16 protein-coding genes are annotated in these 19,579 nt (G+C 48.8%); 11 read left to right on the forward strand and 5 right to left on the reverse strand.

The window, feature by feature from the left end; genetic code table 11:
• Positions 1-27: 27 nt before the first annotated feature.
• The 3 genes from ppx to J3369_RS05075 all read right to left on the reverse strand — a co-directional run bounded on the left by ppx (position 28) and on the right by J3369_RS05075 (position 4,251).
• The gene (gene ppx, locus J3369_RS05065) at positions 28-1,563 is read right to left on the reverse strand and encodes an exopolyphosphatase (RefSeq protein ID WP_349584481.1); all 1,536 of its coding nucleotides are present in this window, start codon (positions 1,561-1,563) and stop codon (positions 28-30) included.
• 6 nt (positions 1,564-1,569) lie between these two features.
• Positions 1,570-3,639, reverse strand: coding sequence for a polyphosphate kinase 1 (gene ppk1, locus J3369_RS05070; RefSeq protein ID WP_303573633.1), 2,070 nt, complete (start codon positions 3,637-3,639; stop codon positions 1,570-1,572).
• A 105-nt stretch (positions 3,640-3,744) separates the two neighbouring features.
• Positions 3,745-4,251 carry a glycine cleavage system transcriptional repressor gene (locus tag J3369_RS05075; protein ID WP_119500236.1) on the reverse strand — a complete coding sequence of 169 codons (507 nt, stop codon included), beginning with the start codon at positions 4,249-4,251 and terminating at the stop codon, positions 3,745-3,747.
• Positions 4,252-4,421: 170 nt separating this feature from the next.
• Here J3369_RS05075 and J3369_RS05080 point away from each other — a divergent pair, with 170 nt between their 5' ends.
• From J3369_RS05080 to J3369_RS05100, 5 genes are all read left to right on the forward strand, one after another.
• The gene (locus tag J3369_RS05080; RefSeq protein WP_349584484.1) at positions 4,422-6,596 is read left to right on the forward strand and encodes an ABC transporter permease subunit; all 2,175 of its coding nucleotides are present in this window, start codon (positions 4,422-4,424) and stop codon (positions 6,594-6,596) included.
• Positions 6,589-8,163 carry a phosphate ABC transporter permease PstA gene (gene pstA, locus J3369_RS05085; protein ID WP_349584487.1) on the forward strand — a complete coding sequence of 525 codons (1,575 nt, stop codon included), beginning with the start codon at positions 6,589-6,591 and terminating at the stop codon, positions 8,161-8,163. The genes J3369_RS05080 and pstA overlap by 8 nt, the downstream gene beginning before the upstream one ends.
• Before the next feature lie 2 nt (positions 8,164-8,165).
• The gene (gene pstB, locus J3369_RS05090; protein WP_119500238.1) at positions 8,166-8,972 is read left to right on the forward strand and encodes a phosphate ABC transporter ATP-binding protein PstB; all 807 of its coding nucleotides are present in this window, start codon (positions 8,166-8,168) and stop codon (positions 8,970-8,972) included.
• A 12-nt stretch (positions 8,973-8,984) separates the two neighbouring features.
• A complete protein-coding gene (gene phoU, locus J3369_RS05095; RefSeq protein ID WP_119500239.1) occupies positions 8,985-9,704 on the forward strand; it encodes a phosphate signaling complex protein PhoU in 720 nt (239 codons plus the stop codon).
• A gap of 280 nt (positions 9,705-9,984) precedes the next feature.
• A complete protein-coding gene (locus tag J3369_RS05100) occupies positions 9,985-11,256 on the forward strand; it encodes an inorganic phosphate transporter (protein ID WP_349584491.1) in 1,272 nt (423 codons plus the stop codon).
• A 124-nt stretch (positions 11,257-11,380) separates the two neighbouring features.
• On the opposite strand, the gene J3369_RS05105 is transcribed toward J3369_RS05100, so the two are convergent.
• Positions 11,381-12,361: a universal stress protein gene (locus J3369_RS05105; RefSeq protein ID WP_349584494.1), complete on the reverse strand. Its 981-nt coding sequence runs from the start codon at positions 12,359-12,361 to the stop codon at positions 11,381-11,383.
• Positions 12,362-12,627: 266 nt separating this feature from the next.
• On the opposite strand from J3369_RS05105, the gene J3369_RS05110 reads away from it, so the two are divergent.
• The 4 genes from J3369_RS05110 (at position 12,628) to J3369_RS05125 (ending at position 15,934) form a co-directional block, all read left to right on the forward strand.
• Positions 12,628-13,536 (forward strand): hydrogen peroxide-inducible genes activator, encoded by a 909-nt coding sequence (locus tag J3369_RS05110; RefSeq protein WP_119500242.1) that lies wholly within the window; start codon positions 12,628-12,630, stop codon positions 13,534-13,536.
• Between the two features lie 234 nt (positions 13,537-13,770).
• Complete coding sequence (locus J3369_RS05115; protein WP_119500243.1) at positions 13,771-14,319, forward strand: RNA polymerase sigma factor; 549 nt, start codon at positions 13,771-13,773, stop codon at positions 14,317-14,319.
• On the forward strand, positions 14,306-14,971 hold the full coding sequence (locus J3369_RS05120) for a hypothetical protein (RefSeq protein ID WP_349584498.1): 666 nt from the start codon (positions 14,306-14,308) through the stop codon (positions 14,969-14,971). Before J3369_RS05115 ends, J3369_RS05120 begins: the two co-directional genes overlap by 14 nt.
• 15 nt (positions 14,972-14,986) lie before the next feature.
• Complete coding sequence (locus J3369_RS05125) at positions 14,987-15,934, forward strand: hypothetical protein (RefSeq protein WP_349584501.1); 948 nt, start codon at positions 14,987-14,989, stop codon at positions 15,932-15,934.
• Positions 15,935-16,090: 156 nt separating this feature from the next.
• Here J3369_RS05125 and J3369_RS05130 read toward each other — a convergent pair whose 3' ends face one another.
• Positions 16,091-17,497, reverse strand: a complete 1,407-nt coding sequence (locus J3369_RS05130) for an undecaprenyl-phosphate glucose phosphotransferase (protein WP_349584577.1) — start codon at positions 17,495-17,497, stop codon at positions 16,091-16,093.
• A 328-nt stretch (positions 17,498-17,825) separates the two neighbouring features.
• Here J3369_RS05130 and J3369_RS05135 point away from each other — a divergent pair, with 328 nt between their 5' ends.
• A complete protein-coding gene (locus J3369_RS05135; protein ID WP_349584504.1) occupies positions 17,826-19,028 on the forward strand; it encodes an outer membrane beta-barrel protein in 1,203 nt (400 codons plus the stop codon).
• A complete protein-coding gene (locus J3369_RS05140) occupies positions 19,028-19,576 on the forward strand; it encodes a polysaccharide biosynthesis/export family protein (RefSeq protein WP_502877411.1) in 549 nt (182 codons plus the stop codon). Before J3369_RS05135 ends, J3369_RS05140 begins: the two co-directional genes overlap by 1 nt.
• Positions 19,577-19,579 lie beyond the last annotated feature (3 nt).

A 19,579-nucleotide genomic window follows, 5' to 3' on the forward strand; every position in this document is an offset into this window, starting at 1 on the left:
TCTGGCTTATAAACAGCTCTGCATTACTCAGTTTTCCTGAATCACTAACTCCAGTTCCAGTGTTTTCCAGTAAAGAATTTCTTGCTGAAGATCGGCAGACATGATGGGTTTGGTTTCCAGCCATCCGGTAGGAAACGTAAGCGTCAGGGCATGTTTGGATGCATTCACTTTCATTTCCGGCAGAAACGCTTCCTGACGTTTGATGTTCAGCAATGCGCCCAGGCGGATAATACAAATGGCCCGTTTCACGGCATTACTGTCAAACAGTTGAAACTCAGGGATCTCAGCCACTTTAATTTTTTTACGGTGAAAACGAACCAGCGTGGCCAGTAAGTCCTGTTGCTCCTGAGTAAAGCCGGGCATATCCACATTCGCTAAAATGTAAGCCGAGTGTCGCTGCACACCACGGGAGTTTATTTGTAAACCGACTTCGTGTAACAGGGCTGCCCATCCCAGCATGGCGCGGAAATCTTTGTTTTTGAACTTCCAGTCACCGGACGCCTGGTCAAAAAGACTCAGGGTAGTGGTAAGCACCATGTTCGCCTGATCGGTGTCCACATCGTACCGCGTGGCCAGGCTCTTTGCTGTCCGCTCACGGATATCGGTGTGTTTAAGTTCATCTTCCATCTGATACAACACACCTTCCCGCAGAGCGGCCGGGGAATATTGCAAAGTGTCGATGCCGAGGGATTCAAAAATGCCGATAAGAATGGCCAGACCGCCGGCTATCACGCCACGCCGGTCATCACTGATTTCCGGCATAGTGAGTTTGCCGGTGTGGCCTGCCTCGATGAAAGACTTCATCAGATTGCGCAAACTTTTCAGCGTCACCGGCTCATCGTGACCGTTTGATTTATCGCGCTGAGCAAGACTGAACAGGGTTTTAATTGTGCCGGACGTACCGATACACTGAGACCAGCCTAACTGCTTGTAGCGGTTCTCAATCATTTCAAGTTCTTGCTTCGCCGCAGTAATGGCACGGTTGAAGTTTTTGGCTTTTAATTCACCGTCAGCAAAGAAGCGATTGGTATAACTGACGCAGCCCATTTGTAACGAGCGGCAAATCAGCGGGTCAAAACCTTCGCCAATAACGAACTCTGTTGAGCCGCCGCCAATGTCAGCCACTAAACGGCGGCCGTCGCTGTGATTGGTATGGGCTACGCCCTGATAAATTAAGCGGGCTTCTTCCACACCGGAGATAATTTCGATGGGGTAGGGCAATACTTCACGGGCTGCATTGATAAATGCACGGGCATTGACTGCACGGCGAAGGGTATGCGTGGCAACAATGCGTACCGAATCCGGTTCGAAGCCCCGCAGGCTGTCAGCCACCAGTTGCAGCATTTTAAGGCCACGCTCAATCGCTTCATCAGACAGTACGTTGTCTTCGCTTAAACCCGCCGCCAAACGAACTTTTTCTTTCAGGCGGTGAAGGATCTGAACGGAGCCCGCATTAATGCGGGCAACCACCAGGTGGAAGCTGTTGGAGCCAATATCAAGTGCCGCAACCTTTGTGGTGTCACGGCTTTCAACAGCTTCAAATACGGATTCGGATGGACTCAAATGGCGTTACTCATCTTCGAGACGCTTAAGATAGTCATAGATTTCTATCTGTGAGCGTAGTTTTTTACGGTTACCCCTACGAACGTACTTATTCGTCTGTTCCTTGTCAATCACCCGCGCTTTCAACGTGTCTTTAAATTGTAGCTCAAGGACATCGACAATTTGCTGTTGCAGACGTTTATCGTATACCGGGCAACCTACTTCAATCCGGTTGTCCATGTTACGGGTCATCCAGTCCGCTGATGAGATAAATACTTTTCTGTCACCGCCACCCTCAAATACCATCACCCTGGGGTGTTCCAGGAACCGGTCGACGATGCTGGTAATAGTGATGTTTTCGCTGATGCCCGGAAGACCCGGGACCAGTGAACACATACCCCGCACAATACCGCGAATCTTCATGCCGGCCTGGCTGGCGCGGTACAGGTCGTCAATCAGCTCCTTGTCTACCAGGTTGTTTATTTTGAAGGTGATCTGGGCTTTGTGGCCTTCCTTCAAATACTGAATTTCCTGGCGGATTAGCGACTGAATTTTATTACGGCTGTTCAGCGGCGAAATTTGCAGATGCTGGAACTTATAGCGGCGGTACGGGTACTGAATGAGATCAAATACACTGGCGGCTTCTTCTGCCAGTTCCTGATTGCGGGTAAACAAACTGAAGTCGGTATAAATCTTGGCGGTTTTCTCGTTAAAGTTACCGGTACCGAAGTGCGCGTAATTGACCAGCGATCCCCGTTCCTCACGGGTTACCAGACACAGCTTACTGTGAATTTTTAACGTAGGAACGCCTAACACAACGCGGATACCCGCGTTTGTCATCCGGCGGGACCATTCAATGTTGGCTTCTTCATCGAAACGGGCACGAAGCTCTACGACAACGGTTACTTTCTTGCCGTTGTCTACCGCATCAATGAGTGAGTTAATGATCCGCGAGTTGCTTGCTACCCGGTAAATGTTTATTCGAATAGACTTTACGCTCGGGTCGAACGCTGCCTGACGTAAAAACTCGGTGAAATGCAGGAAGCGGTGATACGGATAGTACAGCAGAATATCGTGAGCGGTAATGGCATCGAAGACGGTGTTGTGCGTGGAAAACATCTTCGTGTCGATGGCCGGCAGCTTTGGATTTTCCAGGTACTCGCGGCCTACATTTGGAAAGCCGATGAAGTCTTTGAAGTTCCGGTAATGACCTGCAGCATGCATGGTGTCCAGCTTAGTGACTTTCAGGCGTTTACGTAAATCCACTACCATGTCTTCCGGCATGGAGTAGTCGTGGATAACACGTACAGGTTCGGCGATCAGGCGTTGCTTCATACTCTCGGACATCTTGTCCATATAGCTCTCATCAATTTCGTCATTGATGGAGTATTCAGAGTCGCGGGTCATTTTAAAGGAATAAGCTTCAAGAGAATCGTATTTCACGAAGCCACGGAATATTTCTTCAAGACAAAGCTGAATGACGTCATCCAGCAAAATAATGTGCTTTTTCTTACGGCTTTTTTCCGGCGGAATGACGATAAACCGTGAGGTTTCTGACGTGGGCACCTGAACAACGGCGTATCGGGTATTTTTGCCTGTGCGACGTAATGCAACATACAAGTAAACGGATGTGCCGTTAAGGCGGCTCAGCAGATCGGTTTTTTTATCAATCAGGATAGGCGCAATGTGGCGCAGAATTTTATTGACGAAGAGGTTGCGCAACCACACCCGCTGGTAATCGTTCAGTTCATCTTTTCGCAGAATGAAAATGTTGTAACGGGCCAGAGCCTTCAGCACATCTTTGTGAATTTCATCGAACTTGTTGGAAAGGTGTACCACTTTCTTCTGAATTTCCGCCATTAAAGCCATCAGTTTATTGGCTTCATCATCACTGCCATTGTCTTCTGCAATCGTGATTTGACGTTTTACGTCGGCGGCGCGGACACGGTAGAATTCGTCCAGGTTGTTCGAATAAATGCCCAAAAAGCGAATGCGCTCCACTGCCGGATTATTTTTATCGGCAGCCTCCTGCAGCACCCTTTCATTAAAGGCCAGCCAGCTAAGTTCTTTGGGGTAATACAGTTCGTTGTGTTCCATACTTACGGTTTTACAATTCAAAAGTTGCAAAGCCTGCCACTTATCCGTGACAACCGTGTGACAGGCGGGGTTTCCGGCACGGAACCGGAGGTGATTTTCGCAGCGTTATACGCTGGTGTTGATGTCGACAACCAGGTCGTTCGCGATACCTTCCAGCGCTGTCTGCAGTGCACTGTCGTCAAATGACTCCGGCACGGCGATGACCGCTTTAGCTTTAAACATCAGGCTTCCCCAGTTGGGGGCGCTCTCGCAACGGGAATCAAAAGAGACAATATTCAGGTTGAACTGGTTTAGAATATTTGTCAGTTCCTGTACGATGCCGGGCTTATCGTTACCCATGATTTCTACTTTAAGGGTGTCGCTGAAGGTCTGAGAATTCTCAGCAACAGTGACAGACTGCACAGTTAAATCGGGCAGGCTGTCTAAGGCCGATACCAAATCATCGTGTTTTTCTTTGGGAACATGTACCTCAACGAAACCGGTAAACAGGCCAGCCATATGTGCAAAGCTGCTGCCCAACCAGTTGGCATCGTGACGATAAACACACTTGGCAAGGGCATCAACCAGACCGGGTTTGTCCTTGCCCATGATAGTAATGATCAGAGGTTGCATTGGCACTCCTGTTATTTTGAATGACGGCACCCGGCAACGGTGCTGACGAGTGGGTTGGCGCAGAGAGACTGCGTAACTTTCACTTGATTAGAAGTATTAAAATAACACATCATTGGCAATCAACCCTATCTGATCTTCTGAAAAATCAGGCAAAAGTTGCTTTTACAATAATGAAGTCACCTGCGGACAAACAAATTAAGAAAAGGCAGCGTAAAGACAGGCGCCTGACATTCATCGTGACACTGTTTGGTGGCATGGTGCTGTTCACGTTGGTATTGCTCATTACTCACCTTATTTCACAGGCAATGCCACTGGCTATGCGCCCTGTTGTAGTTAATGTGACCAGTGCGTCACTCAGCCCGGAACAGATACAGCAGGGACAGGCGGTTCTGGCCAGTGGCGATCTGATGGAAGGTCAGCCGTTAATGACGCGGTCAGATGAATGTCGGGTGAAAATGCTGGCGCTGAACGGCACAAAAACAGGCTTTGAGCCTTTTCATGACTATATTCGTCCCTGCGATCATGAAACCCGCGTGGTAAGTGAAACCGGACAACATTTCATTGCTGATGTCTCCTCTTCCGGTCAGGTAAGGATTGTTGAAGTACAGTCGCTGGCTCTGAGTACCGCTGAACCACAATTTAATGCCGGCGAGCCGCGAACAATCGGCGCCGGATTAATCAGCTTTGCATTACCGCAGGATATCTGGCATGGGCGCATCCGTTGGCAAATTGAATTAGGGGAGCAGTGGATTGTCGCCGTTGTTCACACGCCGTCTCAAATTTTCGTCCGCTGGGTAAACCGCAGAAACCCGGTGAAAATAACGGATCATCATTATTCCTCTGATTCCAGTGTACTGCCTTTGCCCGGCAGTGGCATCACGCTGGTTTATGAGAATGGCGTGCTCGGACAATATCCCCTGAAAGGCGCTCCTGAAGAAAAGCTCACCAGAGAGCCGGTTTCCTGGTGGCACAGCCTGCCAAAAGATCGCACCGTGCTGACGGCGTCGCCGGAAGGGAAATTAACCCGCTGGGTGCTGCAGAATACTGACGGTAAGATGCGGTACTACCCGACCTGGACCACTACACTGCCAGAAAAGCAGCTCCCCGCTGATGTGACTGCCCATGCAACCACCAACGGTCTGGCGCTGCTCACAAAGCAACAACAGGTGTTGCTGATGAACAGAGTCACCGGTGAAGTGGTAAGCCATTTCAGGAATGCAATGCCACAAAGTCATATCAGCTGGTACGGACAGCGGCTTTATCTGTGGTCAGACATCGGTGTATCCGTGGAAAAAATTAACTGGCTCACCGGTATCACAACCTGGTCCTCGTTATTCAGTCCTCAGCAATATGAAGGATACCAAGAAGACGGAACCATCTGGCAAACCACCAGTGGCTCAGATTATCAGGAAACAAAATACAGCCTTGTGCCACTATTAATCGGCAGTCTGAAAGCTTCAGTGCTGGCTCTTATTATTGCGATACCTGTAGCCGTGGGGGCTGCGGTGTATTCTGCATATTTCTCCAGAGCGGCACTCAGGCACTGGCTGAAGCCGGCTCTGGAATTGCTGGAAGCAGTGCCCTCTGTGCTTATCGGCTTTGTGGCCGCTATCTGGCTGGCTCCTATGGCTGAGAGGGTACTTTTTTCCTTTGCGTTTTTCCTTGTGGTTGTGCCGTTGATTTTATTTGCAGCGGCTTTTGTACAAAACCGCGTAGCGCGAAAATTACCCCATGTATTGCGTCAGGGCACAGAACTGGTTGTTTTGCCTTTGATGGTATTTTGTCTGGGGTATGTCAGCATGCAATGGGCGCCTGAATGGATATTCAGTCTGGCGGGCGTAGACGGTTTTGAAGCCATGTCGGCATCGTCTGAAACACCGGTAGGAAAAACCACAATCGTGGTTGCGCTGGCCCTCGGCGTGGCCATTTCCCCGACAATTTATTCGCTGGCTGAAGATGCAATCAGCGGGGTACCGGATTATCTTAAGCATGCGTCTTTTGCGCTGGGGGCAACACGGCTACAGACATTGCAATACGTGGTGTTGCAAATGGCCATGCCCGGTATTCTGGCAGCGATTATGCTCGGTTTTGGCCGCGCCTTTGGTGAAACCATGATCGTACTGATGGTCACAGGGAATACGCCGGTATCTGACTGGAGTCTGTTGGAGGGACTGCGGGCACTTACCGCGAACCTGGCTATCGAACTGCCGGAAACCGACGTGCAGGGCGCGCACTATCAGATCTTATTTTTAACTGCCTGTATCCTGTTCGGCTTCACGTTCATTGTGAATACGCTGGCTGAACTGTTGCGGCAAAAACTCCGGGTGAATGCCCGTCATGATTAAAACAAAAATTGAAGCCATTATGACGCCGGCACAGCGTCAGTCGTTTGTTATCAGCTTCACCGCATTTTTAACCACGCTTTTATTGCTGGCGCTTGTCAGTATTCTCGCCCTGATCATTTACCGGGGTGTCGCTTATTTCTGGCCTGCACCGGTATATTCACTTACGTTTATCGATGAGCAGACGGAAGAGGCCAGGTCGGTTTACGCCCAGGTTTTCAGTGAGTACAAGGAAAACAATAACACCGTGCGCTGGGTGGTGTATTCGTCGGAGCAAAATCCCCACGGTACACAGGCGCTTGTAGACGAAGATCGCACGCTTACGCTGGTGGAATCGGTGAACAGTGCCGACATAACCCTCAATGACGGGCTGTCTGTACTGGGGGTGCCGGTGCAGATCACTGCCAGCGGGCAGCATGTTTTCGATGAGTCAGCCTACGGCACGGTCACAGAAAAAGTCAGCCGTCTGGAAGACAGTATTGATGATTTACGTACCCGCTGGTTGTCAGGGATCCATCAGAAACTGGCGGAACTGGATGCGCGGGGAGTGGCTGCAGATGCGCCGGCGCGGGAAAAACTGAATGACGCCTTCCGGCAGTGGCAAAGCAAAATTATTGCACTGGAAACCGAGCGGGACAGTTACACACTGCATATTGCCATGGCTGACGGTTCAGTCATTGCGATTCCGGTGGCGAGCATACAGGAAATGATTTTTCCGGGGCAGCTTGGCATTGCCGGTAAAATCGGGGTTACGCTGAGTCATATCGGACAGTTCCTGATCCAGGCACCCAAGCAGGCCAATACCGCCGGTGGCGTGTTCCCCGCGCTGTTCGGCACAGTGTTGATGGTATTTATCATGACCATCATTGTGACGCCTTTTGGTGTGCTGGCCGCGGTGTACCTCAATGAATATGCGCCGGATAATATCCTCACAGCAACCATCCGCATCAGTGTGTCGAACATGGCGGGTGTGCCTTCCATTGTTTATGGCGTATTCGGCCTGGGCTTCTTTGTTTATATTGTGGGCGGTAACATCGATTCGTTGTTCTTCTCAGACACATTACCCTCGCCAACTATGGGAACGCCCGGACTATTCTGGGCTGCGCTGACCATGGCAATTCTTACTCTCCCTGTTGTGATTGTTGCTACAGAAGAGGGACTGCGCAGGGTACCGCGGGGATTGCGGGCGGGAAGCTACGCCCTGGGAGCGACGAAGGCGGAAACCATTATGCATACTGTATTGCCCATGGCCTCGCCCGGCATCATGACCGGTGTCATCCTGGCGATTGCGCGGGCTGCCGGCGAAGTTGCACCACTGATGCTGGTGGGGGCTGTGAAGTTTGCGCCGAACTTACCTTTCGACGGCGAGTTTCCCTATCTCCATCTGGAAAGGCAATTTATGCATCTGGGTGTGCTGATATACGACGGTGCTTTCCACAGCCAGACTGACGCAGAAGGGGCTTCCATGATGTTCGCCACCTGTTTGCTGTTATTGCTGGTGGTGCTCATTCTTAATATTCTGGCGGTGTTACTCAGAGCACGGTTAAGAAAACGGTACTTAGCGAGCTGATTATGCTGAAGTTATTTGAACATGAAACGCTGGATGTCCATCACCTGAATGATGACGATACGGCCATTAAGGTGGAGCATCTTAATCTGCGCTTTGGTCAGAAGCATGTGCTGCAGGACATCAGCATGAGCATTCCGAAGAACCGTATAACGGCATTTATCGGACAAAGCGGTTGCGGTAAATCTACCCTTATCAGCGCTTTCAACCGGATGAATGACCTGGTTGCTGATTGTCGATACGACGGCAGCATTTACATTGGCGGCCGGGATATTAATGGTCGTAAGGAAAACGTGTCTCAACTGCGTACTAAAGTCGGCATGGTGTTTCAGCGACCCAATCCGTTCCCTATGAGCATTTATGACAATGTCTGCTATGGTTTGCGTTTGCAGGGAATACGGGTAAGACGTTTTCTTGATGATGCCGTCGAACAGTCGCTTAAAGAGGCAGCATTATGGGAAGAAGTTAAAGACCGGCTGTTTGAATCAGCACATATTTTGTCTGGTGGTCAGCAGCAGCGGCTGGTTATCGCCAGGGCGCTGGCGTTGAAGCCGGAGATCCTGTTGTTGGATGAGCCTACATCGGCACTGGATCCGCTGACCACACTGTTTATCGAAGAGCTGATGGCCGGACTGAAGAAACGATGCACTATCGTGATTGTCACCCATAATATGCAACAGGCTGCGCGGGTTTCTGATTACACGGCATTCCTGCATCAGGGGAAACTGATTGAATATGCTGACAGCGATTCACTCTTTACCATGCCCGAACATAAACAGACAGAAGATTATATTACAGGCCGTTACGGTTAACGGGAGATATTCATGCCACGTCAGATTGCGTTAAATACCCATATCTCCGGCAAGTTTAATACTGAGCTGGAGAACCTCAGAAATTCCGTGCTTACCATGGGAGGGGAAGTCGAGCTGCAACTGGTGGATACCCTGCGGGCGATTAAACAGAATAATGCCGGTCTGGCTGAAAAAGTTATATTAAATGATCTCAAGATCAATGCCATGGAAATGCAGATTGATGAGGAGTGCTTACGCATCATAGCCAGAAGACATCCCACCGCTTCCGATTTACGGCTGGTGATGATGGTGTCGAAAGCCATTACCGATATTGAGCGCATGGGTGATGAGATAGAACGGATAGCCCGTCTGGTAACTAAAAATAAGCTGCCGGCTTCAGAAACGATTAAAAGCAGCATGATTCTGATTGGCGACCGTGTTGTACAAATGATGCGGGGTACCTTCGATGCACTGGCGCGGCAAAATGAAAATTCCGCGCTGGAAGTGTATGAGCAGGACAACCGCATTGATGCTGAATATAAGAAGTTACTTAAATACACCACCGGAGAAATGCAGAAAAGTACCGACGATATGCAGGACTGGCTGGAAGTACTGTGGGCATTACGTTCTCTGGAACGGATTGGTGACCGCTGTAAGAATATTTGTGAGTATGTTGTTTACTTATCGCGGGGAACCGATGTGCGGCATTCACCGTTAGAGAACATGCAACAGAAATTAAAGCACCTGAGTTAGCGGCGATCTGTCACAAAATTGAAATATTTGGTGTATAAATAAGCGGACGCGCGTAGTTTTATTGCGATTTAACTTATTCCGCAAATTTACACTATTGCATTGGATTGAATTTCGTTATCATGCGCCGCAGCCGAATTGGAAACGTTTAAAAAATAATCTATGCCAGATATCACACCGTTAGCGCCGGTTGTCATTTTCGACTGCGAAGATAAAACCTCCTTTACTTTGCGCCAAATGGCGTTTTCTAGCTTAGTCAGCGAATAATCCAGGAGCGAGACCTGTGGAACTTCTGCAAAGTTATGGCATGACGCTTATTATCCTGGCCGCGGTAGTCGGCTTTATAATGGCGTGGGGGATCGGTGCCAATGATGTAGCCAATGCAATGGGTACATCGGTAGGATCTAAAGCCTTAACCATCAAGCAAGCAATTATCATTGCGATGATTTTCGAATTTGCCGGAGCTTATCTGGCGGGTGGGGAAGTCACCAGCACTATTCGTAAGGGGATCATCGATCCCATGTTCTTCACCGACAGGCCGGATTATCTGGTTCTGGGGATGATTGCCTCGTTATTTGCCGCAGGTATCTGGCTGGGACTGGCGTCCTGGTTAGGCTGGCCTGTATCAACTACGCACTCTATCATTGGTGCCATCATCGGATTCACTGCCACCGGCGTAAGTATGGATGCCGTTGAATGGGGCGAAGTGGGCGGCATTGTTGGTAGCTGGGTGGTGACACCTGCTATTTCCGGCATCATTGCTTATCTTATTTTCATCAGTGCGCATAAGCTTATTTTTGATACGGCCACGCCGTTTAAAAACGCCAAACGCTTTGTACCGTTTTACATGGGGTTGGCAGGCTTCGTCATGTCGCTGGTTACCATCAAGAAAGGCCTCAAACATGTTGGTCTGACACTGTCTCCGGAAATGGGATATGTGCTGGCCGTTGTTATTGCCATTATGCTGGCAGGCCTGGGCCGGTATGCGATTTCCCGCATGACATTTTCTGAAAATCAGAGTGCTGATATTCAAAGTGCCAATATCGAAAAGATATTCGCAATGCTGATGGTAGTAACGGCCTGTTGTATGGCTTTCGCTCACGGCTCAAATGATGTAGCCAATGCCATTGGTCCGCTGGCGGCAGTCGTCAGTGTGGTTACCTCTGGCGGTGAAATTAACGCAAACTCAGAGCTTGCGCCATGGATCCTGCCACTGGGTGGTTTAGGTATTGTGGCTGGCCTGGCGTTATTCGGTCATCGTGTTATTAAAACTATCGGTCAGGGGATCACCCATCTGACACCGAGCCGTGGCTTTGCTGCAGAGCTTGCTGCTGCCTGTACGGTTGTTATTGCTTCGGGCACAGGTTTGCCTATCTCCACTACGCAAACCCTGGTGGGCGCGGTGTTAGGTGTGGGTATGGCACGGGGTGTTTCAGCACTTAATCTGGGTATTGTACGCAATATTGTCGTCTCCTGGATTATTACGCTGCCTGCAGGTGCCATTCTGGCGATTATATGCTTCTTTGGCCTTAAGGCCTGGTTTGGCGTTGAGTAAGCCGCAAAGCTGATTGCCTGACAGTTGAAACCTGACTAACAAAAAAGCGAAACAGCCACCGTTTCGCTTTTTTCGTTACAGGCCGGCGCTCAAATCCGGCCACAAATCTTCCGCTCGTTGTGATTTAGCCGTCAACATCCACCGGTGTTACAAAGCCGTCAGGCTTTAAGCCCACCACCGCGCAATCAATCTGCTCAATGGTTTCTTCTGCGGTACCACCCATGATATATCCGGGCACGCCAAGACGGGACAATGTTCCCATCACAATAAGGTCGGCGTTACATGCATTTGCTGTAGCGGCAATGTCACGGCGGGGATAGCCCCGCACAAGGTGAACGGCAGGTTCCGCTATGGTTGGTGCTTCGTCGTTGTGATCCAGAGCAATCAGTCCCAGCAACCGGTTGACCTCTTCTTCTCGCTCCAGTTTGATTTTGCTTAAATCGTGCTGCACCGCGTCTTCATCAACGCTGATAAAGCCCTGCCGCAGGATATTTTCAGGCACCGCGTCATACACATGCACAACATGCAGTGAGGCATTTTCCGCTTCAGCCACACGCCAGGCCGTATTGAGGATATCCAGAGCCAGTTGTTTGCGGATAGCCACTTCGTGTTGAGGGTAGTGATAATTTACATCGACGGCTGCCACTACGTTTTGTAGCGATGTGGTGCGTACTTTGTGCATGATCCAGACAGGGCAGGGGCACTTGCGCAGCAGGTGCCTGTCATCACTGCCGGTAATTTTACTGACAACGTCGTTTTCATTCAGCTTAATAACCAGATCATGGCCCGCCGACACTACCTGCCGGATAATATTGATAAACCGGTGACCGGTGCTGACAATGCCTTTGGCCGGGTATTGTTTGCTCCAGACTGCAATCTGCTCATCCAGCCAGCTTTGTGCAGACTGAGTCAGCGATGAATCTGACTCCAGGTATTCAAAGGACTGCATGATCATACGGGCATTAGGGGGAAGTGCCTCAAGTGCCAGCATGATAGTCAGTGATGCGTTATGCTTGTTAGCAATTTGCATCGCCCGTTCCACCAGCACATCCTGGCCGTGTGTGTCGTGCAACACGCACAGTATATTAGTAAATTGCCCTTTCATTTATTCCCTCCTTTTCCGGCAGAAAATGACACGTCTTACCGGAAGCACAAAACTGCTGTGATCAAATTTATACATTATCTTTTTAATTATAGTTTTTAAATAATCCCGCATCAGCCCCTGTTGATGAATATTTGGTGACGGATTTTATACATTTCACCAATCTGCACACTTGATGCTTCAAACCAGAGGAAAGCATGGATAATTGTTGTAGTGCCTTTAATCCTTATGTTAGATTAAATTATCGTTTTTTAATCTGATTTATGACTATGAAATGGCCTAACCTGAAACATCTGCATTATCTGGTGACCTTGCATCAGGAACAGCATTTTCACCGTGCTGCCCAGCGATGTAATGTCAGCCAGTCGACACTGAGTACCGCCATCCAGAATCTGGAAGAGCACTTTGGCAGTCAGTTACTGGAGCGGGAGCACAAGACGTTTGTCTTTACTTCGCTTGGACTGGAGATTGTTGAGCGCAGTAAAGTGTTGCTGCAGGAAGCCGGTGAACTGGTGGAATTCGCGCAGAATGCCGGTAACTGGGAAAAAGGTAAGCTGAAGCTGGGCGTGATCCCCACCATAGCACCGTTCATGTTTGAAGGCATGATTGGCGCATTCAAAACATTTCTGCCGGACATCAGTCTGGAGCTTCAGGAAGACACAACCCACAACTTGCTTCAGCAACTCACTGATGGCCAACTAGATTTGCTTATTCTTGCGTTGCCGATGGAAACACCTGGATGCAAGCAGATGGTGCTGGGCCATGATCCGTTTCACCTCGTGGCTCACGAAAGTCTTGCCAGCACATTGCCGGAACCCTTTGATATTACGACTCTGCCTAACAACAGTATTTTCCTGTTACAACAGGAACACTGTATGACCGGCCATGCCGTAAGCGCCTGTAATCTGCAGCATCGTGAGCAGGTAAGCAGTCTGGCTGCCAGCAGTTTATATACACTGGTGCAACTGGCTAACAGTAAACTGGGCTATACTTTTATGCCCGAACTGGCACTGAATCAGAACATCATTAAAAATACTGAACTGAAAGCATTACCCGCGGAAGATAATGCATACCGGGAGATTGGCCTGGTATGGCGTTCCGGTACCACACGGATGCGTTTGTTCAGAAGAATTGGTGAAGTACTGTCGCCTTTATTACCGGTTCCGGTACTCAAATAATTCTACTTTATGGACGGCCCGCAATCCGCATGATTTCTGGCCGTCAGCTCCTTTCGTAATCCCCCTCCCGGATGAGTCAAAAATCGTCTCCGTTACCTTTTTCGATAAAATTTAAAAACACTTCAAACTATTTCCTTTGTCACTCCGACTTTACTTGTAAGCTTCAGAGAAAAAGCGGCAAAGCAGGCATAACTGTCCGCCGGAAAACCAATTAAACAGTAATAAGGAATGCACGTGTTTGAAAAACACGACGACCAGCTTGTGGCCAGCGCGCTGAAAGGGCAGAAGCGGGCGTGGATAACACTGATTAAACGCTATGAAAAAGCTGTGTTCAGTTACGGGGTTCGTATGACAGGCAGCAGAGATGACGCCGCTGATCTGATGCAGGATATTTTTGTGTCCGTATTTAAAAGCCTCGGAAACTACCGCGGGGAGGGCAGTTTCAAAGGCTGGTTATTTAAGGTAGCGCACTACCGGTGTATCGAATTCTATCGCAAAAGAAAGCCTGAGCAGGGGCTGGAGGATATACCGGAACCAGACAGTGGCCAGCCTTGTCCTGAAACTGTCATGCTGGAAACCTTGTCGGGTCAGGCACTGCTAAAAGCAATGCAAACCCTGCCTCTGGCTCAGAAGGCAGTGGTCGAGCTTAAATTTTTCGGGCAATTCACATTTGATGAGATTGCTCAGCAAACAGGTTTATCACCAAATACAGTGAAGTCGCGCTTATACAGTGCGCTGACCAGACTGAAAGTGTTGATGGAGGATGAGCATGCAAAAGCATGAACAGGAAAAACTACTGGCAGGGTGGCTGGAAGGTACGCTCACTAACACTGAGCAGGAACAGTTTGAGGCACTCTGCGCGGAAAATATTGATTTTGCAGAACGGGTTGCCGCTGCACGGCATTTAACTGAGCTGGCAACGCTCAGCGGCGAAAATATGAATGTACCGGAGTGGAATCGTGACAGTACCTTTACGGCTCCTGAAAAACAGAGGTGGTGGCAATGGCAGGGCTTGCCGGCCATGTCAGTGGCGATGTCATTGGTTGCCCTGGTGATAGTTGTCAGTGGCTTTCAGCTACAGATCTCTGAAGGCGGTGTGACGATAGGGTTCAGTCAGCCGGCTCCCGAAGAAAACGAAGTCGCTGCCATCGTCGATGAGAAATTACAGAAATATCAGCAGCTCAATGAGTTGATGTTCAGCAAGTATGCCGATGCCATGGCTGCCCAGCAAAGAGAGAGTTCAGCGCAACTGACTCAATATTTACTGGCATCCGGCAGACAGGAGCGCCGTGAAGATTTTGCTGAATTCGTAAAGTTTATTAATCAACAGCGGGACGACGACCAACGCTTTATGGCCCGCCAGTTAAATCATCTTAAACAGGAAATCAACGCGATGGAAAATGGCTACAGCGCGGATTTACCGGTAACCGAATAATACGAGGACTTGGGTATGCGTAATCTGAACAAAACGAAACTGGCTAAAATCATTAACCGTACAACACTGGCCGTATTGACAGTGGCGGCATGTCATACGGGACTTGCTGTCGCTGAGAATTATTCCGGGCTGGCTAAGGAAATTGAAATTGTGAAAGGAATTGTCGATACCTCTCTGAAGCAGCAACAGCGTTCAGAGGGAATACGTTACCGTTCACTGGAAGCTATGTATCTGGCAGGTCAAGGCGTTGTATTCACGGTCTCCTCAACGGGAAACGGTAATTGGATGTCGCGTATAACAGATATTGTTGATCGCATTCCTCCCATCCCCCCGGTTCCTGATGTACCGGCGATCGTCAGTAACGGTGAAATTGATATTGAATTAAGCCGTGAGTGGGAAGCCTTTGCTGACGAGACTGCCTCCCGGTTTGGTGAAGCCTTCGCTGAATCTACAGAACAGATGTATGACTTACGAAGTGAAGAAAGGGAAATTGCCTGGGAACGCAGAGATATTGATCGCCGTAAAAGAGATCTTGAATTTGAAGCCGGACAGGCTGACAAAGCGCGGGCAAAAGCTATCAAAGATGAAGTGAAGACCCTTGAAAAAGAACTGGCGGCACTGAGCAGCAAAGAAGGATCTTTGCGTGCCCGCAGAGAAAGTATCGAGCAGCAAAGACAGGAAAGTGCAGACGCCCGAAAGCAGGCACAGTTGAAAGCAGCAAAAGCCTTTCTGAGTAATTTTGAAGCAGGGATAGGGGAAGCGCTTTGTCGCTTTGGCGGCGGGATGCGGGCGTTGCCCGATGATGAGCATGTGACTTTTGTGCTGAAAGGTTTTGTTCAGGGCGGTCAGTCAGGACAGAAGGATAAAGTGTATGTGTTTAAGAAATCAAAAATTGAAGATTGCGTAAAAGAAAAATTGAATACTGACGGACTGCTAAACAGTGCCAATGTTTACGATTTTTAACTGCAACACAGTCTGGCATGAAATAGTTGTTAAAAAAGTGTGTTGAGCACTCGTACAACTGGCAACGCAAAGATTACACACGCCTCAAAAAAAAAGCGCCGCAACTTTCAAGCTGCGGCGTTTTTATTTAGTCAGTCTGGTGCTTATTTACCGGAGTTAATAAGCATTTTTGTCACTAAAGCCCCCGGTGACTGTTTGCAGAATGATTTTCAAATCAAACGGGATAGACCAGCGGTGCATATAATCCAGATCATATTCCACACGCTTCGCCATTTTATCCAGCGTATCAGTTTCGCCGCGCAGACCATTGACCTGAGCCCAGCCGGTAATTCCCGGACGCACTTTGTGTCGCAACATATAACCTGTGATCAGTTTACGGTATTCTTCGTTGTGCGCTACGGCGTGGGGACGGGGCCCGACAATGGACATCCGTCCTTGCAACACATTGATAAACTGAGGTAATTCATCCAGTGAAGTACGGCGTAAGAAGGCTCCTAATTTAGTAACCCGGGGGTCATTTTTAGTCGCTTGTTTTACCACAGAACCATTATCCTGTGTCGACATGGAGCGGAACTTATACACTGTAATTTCTTTGCCATCGAGGCCGTAACGCTTCTGGCGGAATATTGCAGGACCCGGTGAAGACAGCTTCACAGCGGCAGCGATGCACAACATGGGAATTGCCAGTACAGTAAGAATGCCCGTACTTACGACCACATCTTCAATACGTTTAAGAATGTTGTTAGCACCCTGGAAAGGCGTGTCATAAATACTCAGAGCCTGAACATTTCCTACACTCTGCCAGCGAGAATTAAGCAGTGTGTACATAAAGAAGTTGGGGATCAGATACACGTTAGCGGTGGTATCACTGCATTTTTCCAGAATCGCTTTAATGCGGTCTTCCGCAGCCGTAGGCAGAGCAATGTAGATATAATCTACCTTGTGGGTCTTCGCCAGCTCAATGGCTTCATCAATGCTGCCTTTGATCTGGTTACGAAATTCACCGGTAACACGGTCCTGAGGACGGTCATCATAAACCCCTTCGAAACGAATACCCAGTTGATCGTTTTCCATCATCTGTACAGCCATATTGTAGCCGGCTTCGGTGGCGCCAATGATGATGGCTGAGCGGCTGTTAAGCCCGCTGCGGCGTACCTTAAACAGGAACTGACGCATCACAAAACGCCAGCTTGTCAGAGTGATAAGAGAGCCACCAAACCACATTCCGGTTACCGCAACAGTGGTGGACAACGTGTGAGCAAATGCAAACGCGAAAACCAGTGTTGCAACAAAGCTGATAATACCGGCAACGGCTGCCATTTTCATCATTGCGCTGGTATTGCTGGAACGCCAAGAGCGGTATAAATCCAGCGCTTCAGCGGATACCTGAAAAGCCACAACATTTATGAATAAGAGGATCAAAGCACCAGTGGTCACCGGCACGGCGTAGTAGAACATCGCGACATAGAAACACAATGTGATAGCGGTCAGGTCGACTAACCGGTAAATAGTAGAAAAGCTACTTTGATAAGAGCCTGAAAGACCACTGCGTTCATCGCTCATTCTTGTAACGTTGCCATTCAGCGTCTGGCTCTGCAGCAAATTGAATTTCATTTTTCGTCTCTCCGAGTCGTGACGTTCTTTGATAATCAATGGGTTACAGGATAACTACCGGTATCTCATATCATTTATGTCACAGATAAAACCGTTTCCTGTATGAATTAATGCAGATCCCGTTCCACTTTGTTGGGAAGATGATAGTAAATAATGTAAAAGTACTAATAGACTGATAGCAATGGCACAGTAATCGCATAGTCCCATCCGGACGAACGGGCTCGCCTCCTTGCAAAAGGAAAAAGTAGCTATTCAATTTCAAACTCCGGGAGAAACTATGATTAAACGGACTTCAGGCGCAATTCTTGTCACCTTATTTGCCGGCAATGTTGCCCATGCGCAGGATGAAGGCGCTATTCAGGTGGGGAAGTTTGATATAAAACCCGGCCTGACCACCGATGTTCTTCATATCGATAACGTGACGTACGCCAGTGAAGAAGCTGATGAAATAGACAGCTGGGTATCAGTCGTTTCACCAAAAATTGATGCTTACACTGAGTTTAACGGACATATCATTGAAATGGGCTACCGCCTTGAGCGCGGGGACTACTATTCTACCGACGCCGACGATTACACCGACCATTTCGCTCACCTTAAGGGCGACTTTGAAATTAATGACAGAAACAGATTCAAGGGCGTTGCAACCTACGAGGCCGGACACGATGAGCGTGGCCGTAGATATTCGAACGGTTTTGGCAACGAGCTGACCAGTGTGGATACCTACAACAATTCTGAAGTCGGAGCCATTTATTCCTACGGTGCATTGTCTGCTTTTGGCCGTATTGATTTGTCAGTAGGCTATGAAGACATGGACTATGACGGCGACACAGAACTGTATCTTATTCGCGACAGAAGCACGACAAAATACGGTGCCGAATTTGTTTATCGCATTGTAGACGGCACGAATTTGTTACTGGATGCTGACCGCAACGAAATACGTTATGACTATGATGCAAACCCGGCCAATCCACTGGATAGTATTGAGAATCGTCTGCTGGCAGGCTTCAGCTGGGATGTTAACGCAGTAACGCAAAGCTATGCCAAGGTTGGCTATAAAGAGAAATCCTTTGAGGCCGCAAGCCGTGATGACTTCTCTGGTCTGGCATGGGAAGTTGGAATGAGCTGGCTGCCATACTCCTATTCAGAATTTACGGTCAGCACAAAACAGGACACCCGCGAAACAAACACCACCGGTGCGGACTACATTCGTGGCACAGACTATGCTATCAGCTGGGAACATAGTTGGGTTCAACGCTTTTCGACTACCGCCACCATGGCATTAATGAACGATGATTACGTTGGCGACGTAGAAGACTTACGTGAAGACGATACAAAAAAACTGACATTAGCGGCTGATTACGAGTTTCGTCGCTGGTTGACCTTCGGTCTTTACTACTCAATGAACGATCGTGAAAGTAACCGCAGCGATATTGAGTTCGACAGAAATGTTTACGGTTTAACAGCAAAGGTAACCTTGTAATGATGACAAATGCGAAAAGGATATTTGCCACTTTAATTCTGCTGACCATGGCATGTTTTGCCGGCGCGCAGGAAGGAAATGCAAGTATGAGTTCCTATCGCCTGGGTGTTGGTGACAAAGTGCTGATCAATGTGTTTGGTCAAAGTGATTTGTCGATGGAAACCCGTCTGCCTGACGTAGGTAAGATTAACTATCCTTTTCTTGGTGAGTTAAAGCTTGTCGGGCTGACACTTTCTGAAGTAGAAAAACTGATTTATACCGGTCTGGAGGGGGATTATCTTGTTAATCCTTCCGTGGCCGTGTCTATTGTTGAGTACCGCCCGTTTTTCATTGATGGTGAAGTCAAACATCCCGGCGGTTATCCCTATCAGCCGGGTTTAACTGTGAACAAAGCCGCAGCCTTAGCCGGCGGGTATACGGAACGGGCGTCCCGTTCAGACATTCAGATTGTCCGTGAACTGGAAAGTGGCCAGGACACCCTTGAGGTAAACGTAAGTCACATGATTCAACCGGGTGACATCATCACCATTCCGCAACGTTTTTTCTGAGCG

Origin of the sequence: Alteromonas sp. NFXS44, assembly GCF_040148705.1 — a bacterium.
Taxonomy (GTDB): Bacteria; Pseudomonadota; Gammaproteobacteria; order Enterobacterales; family Alteromonadaceae; genus Alteromonas.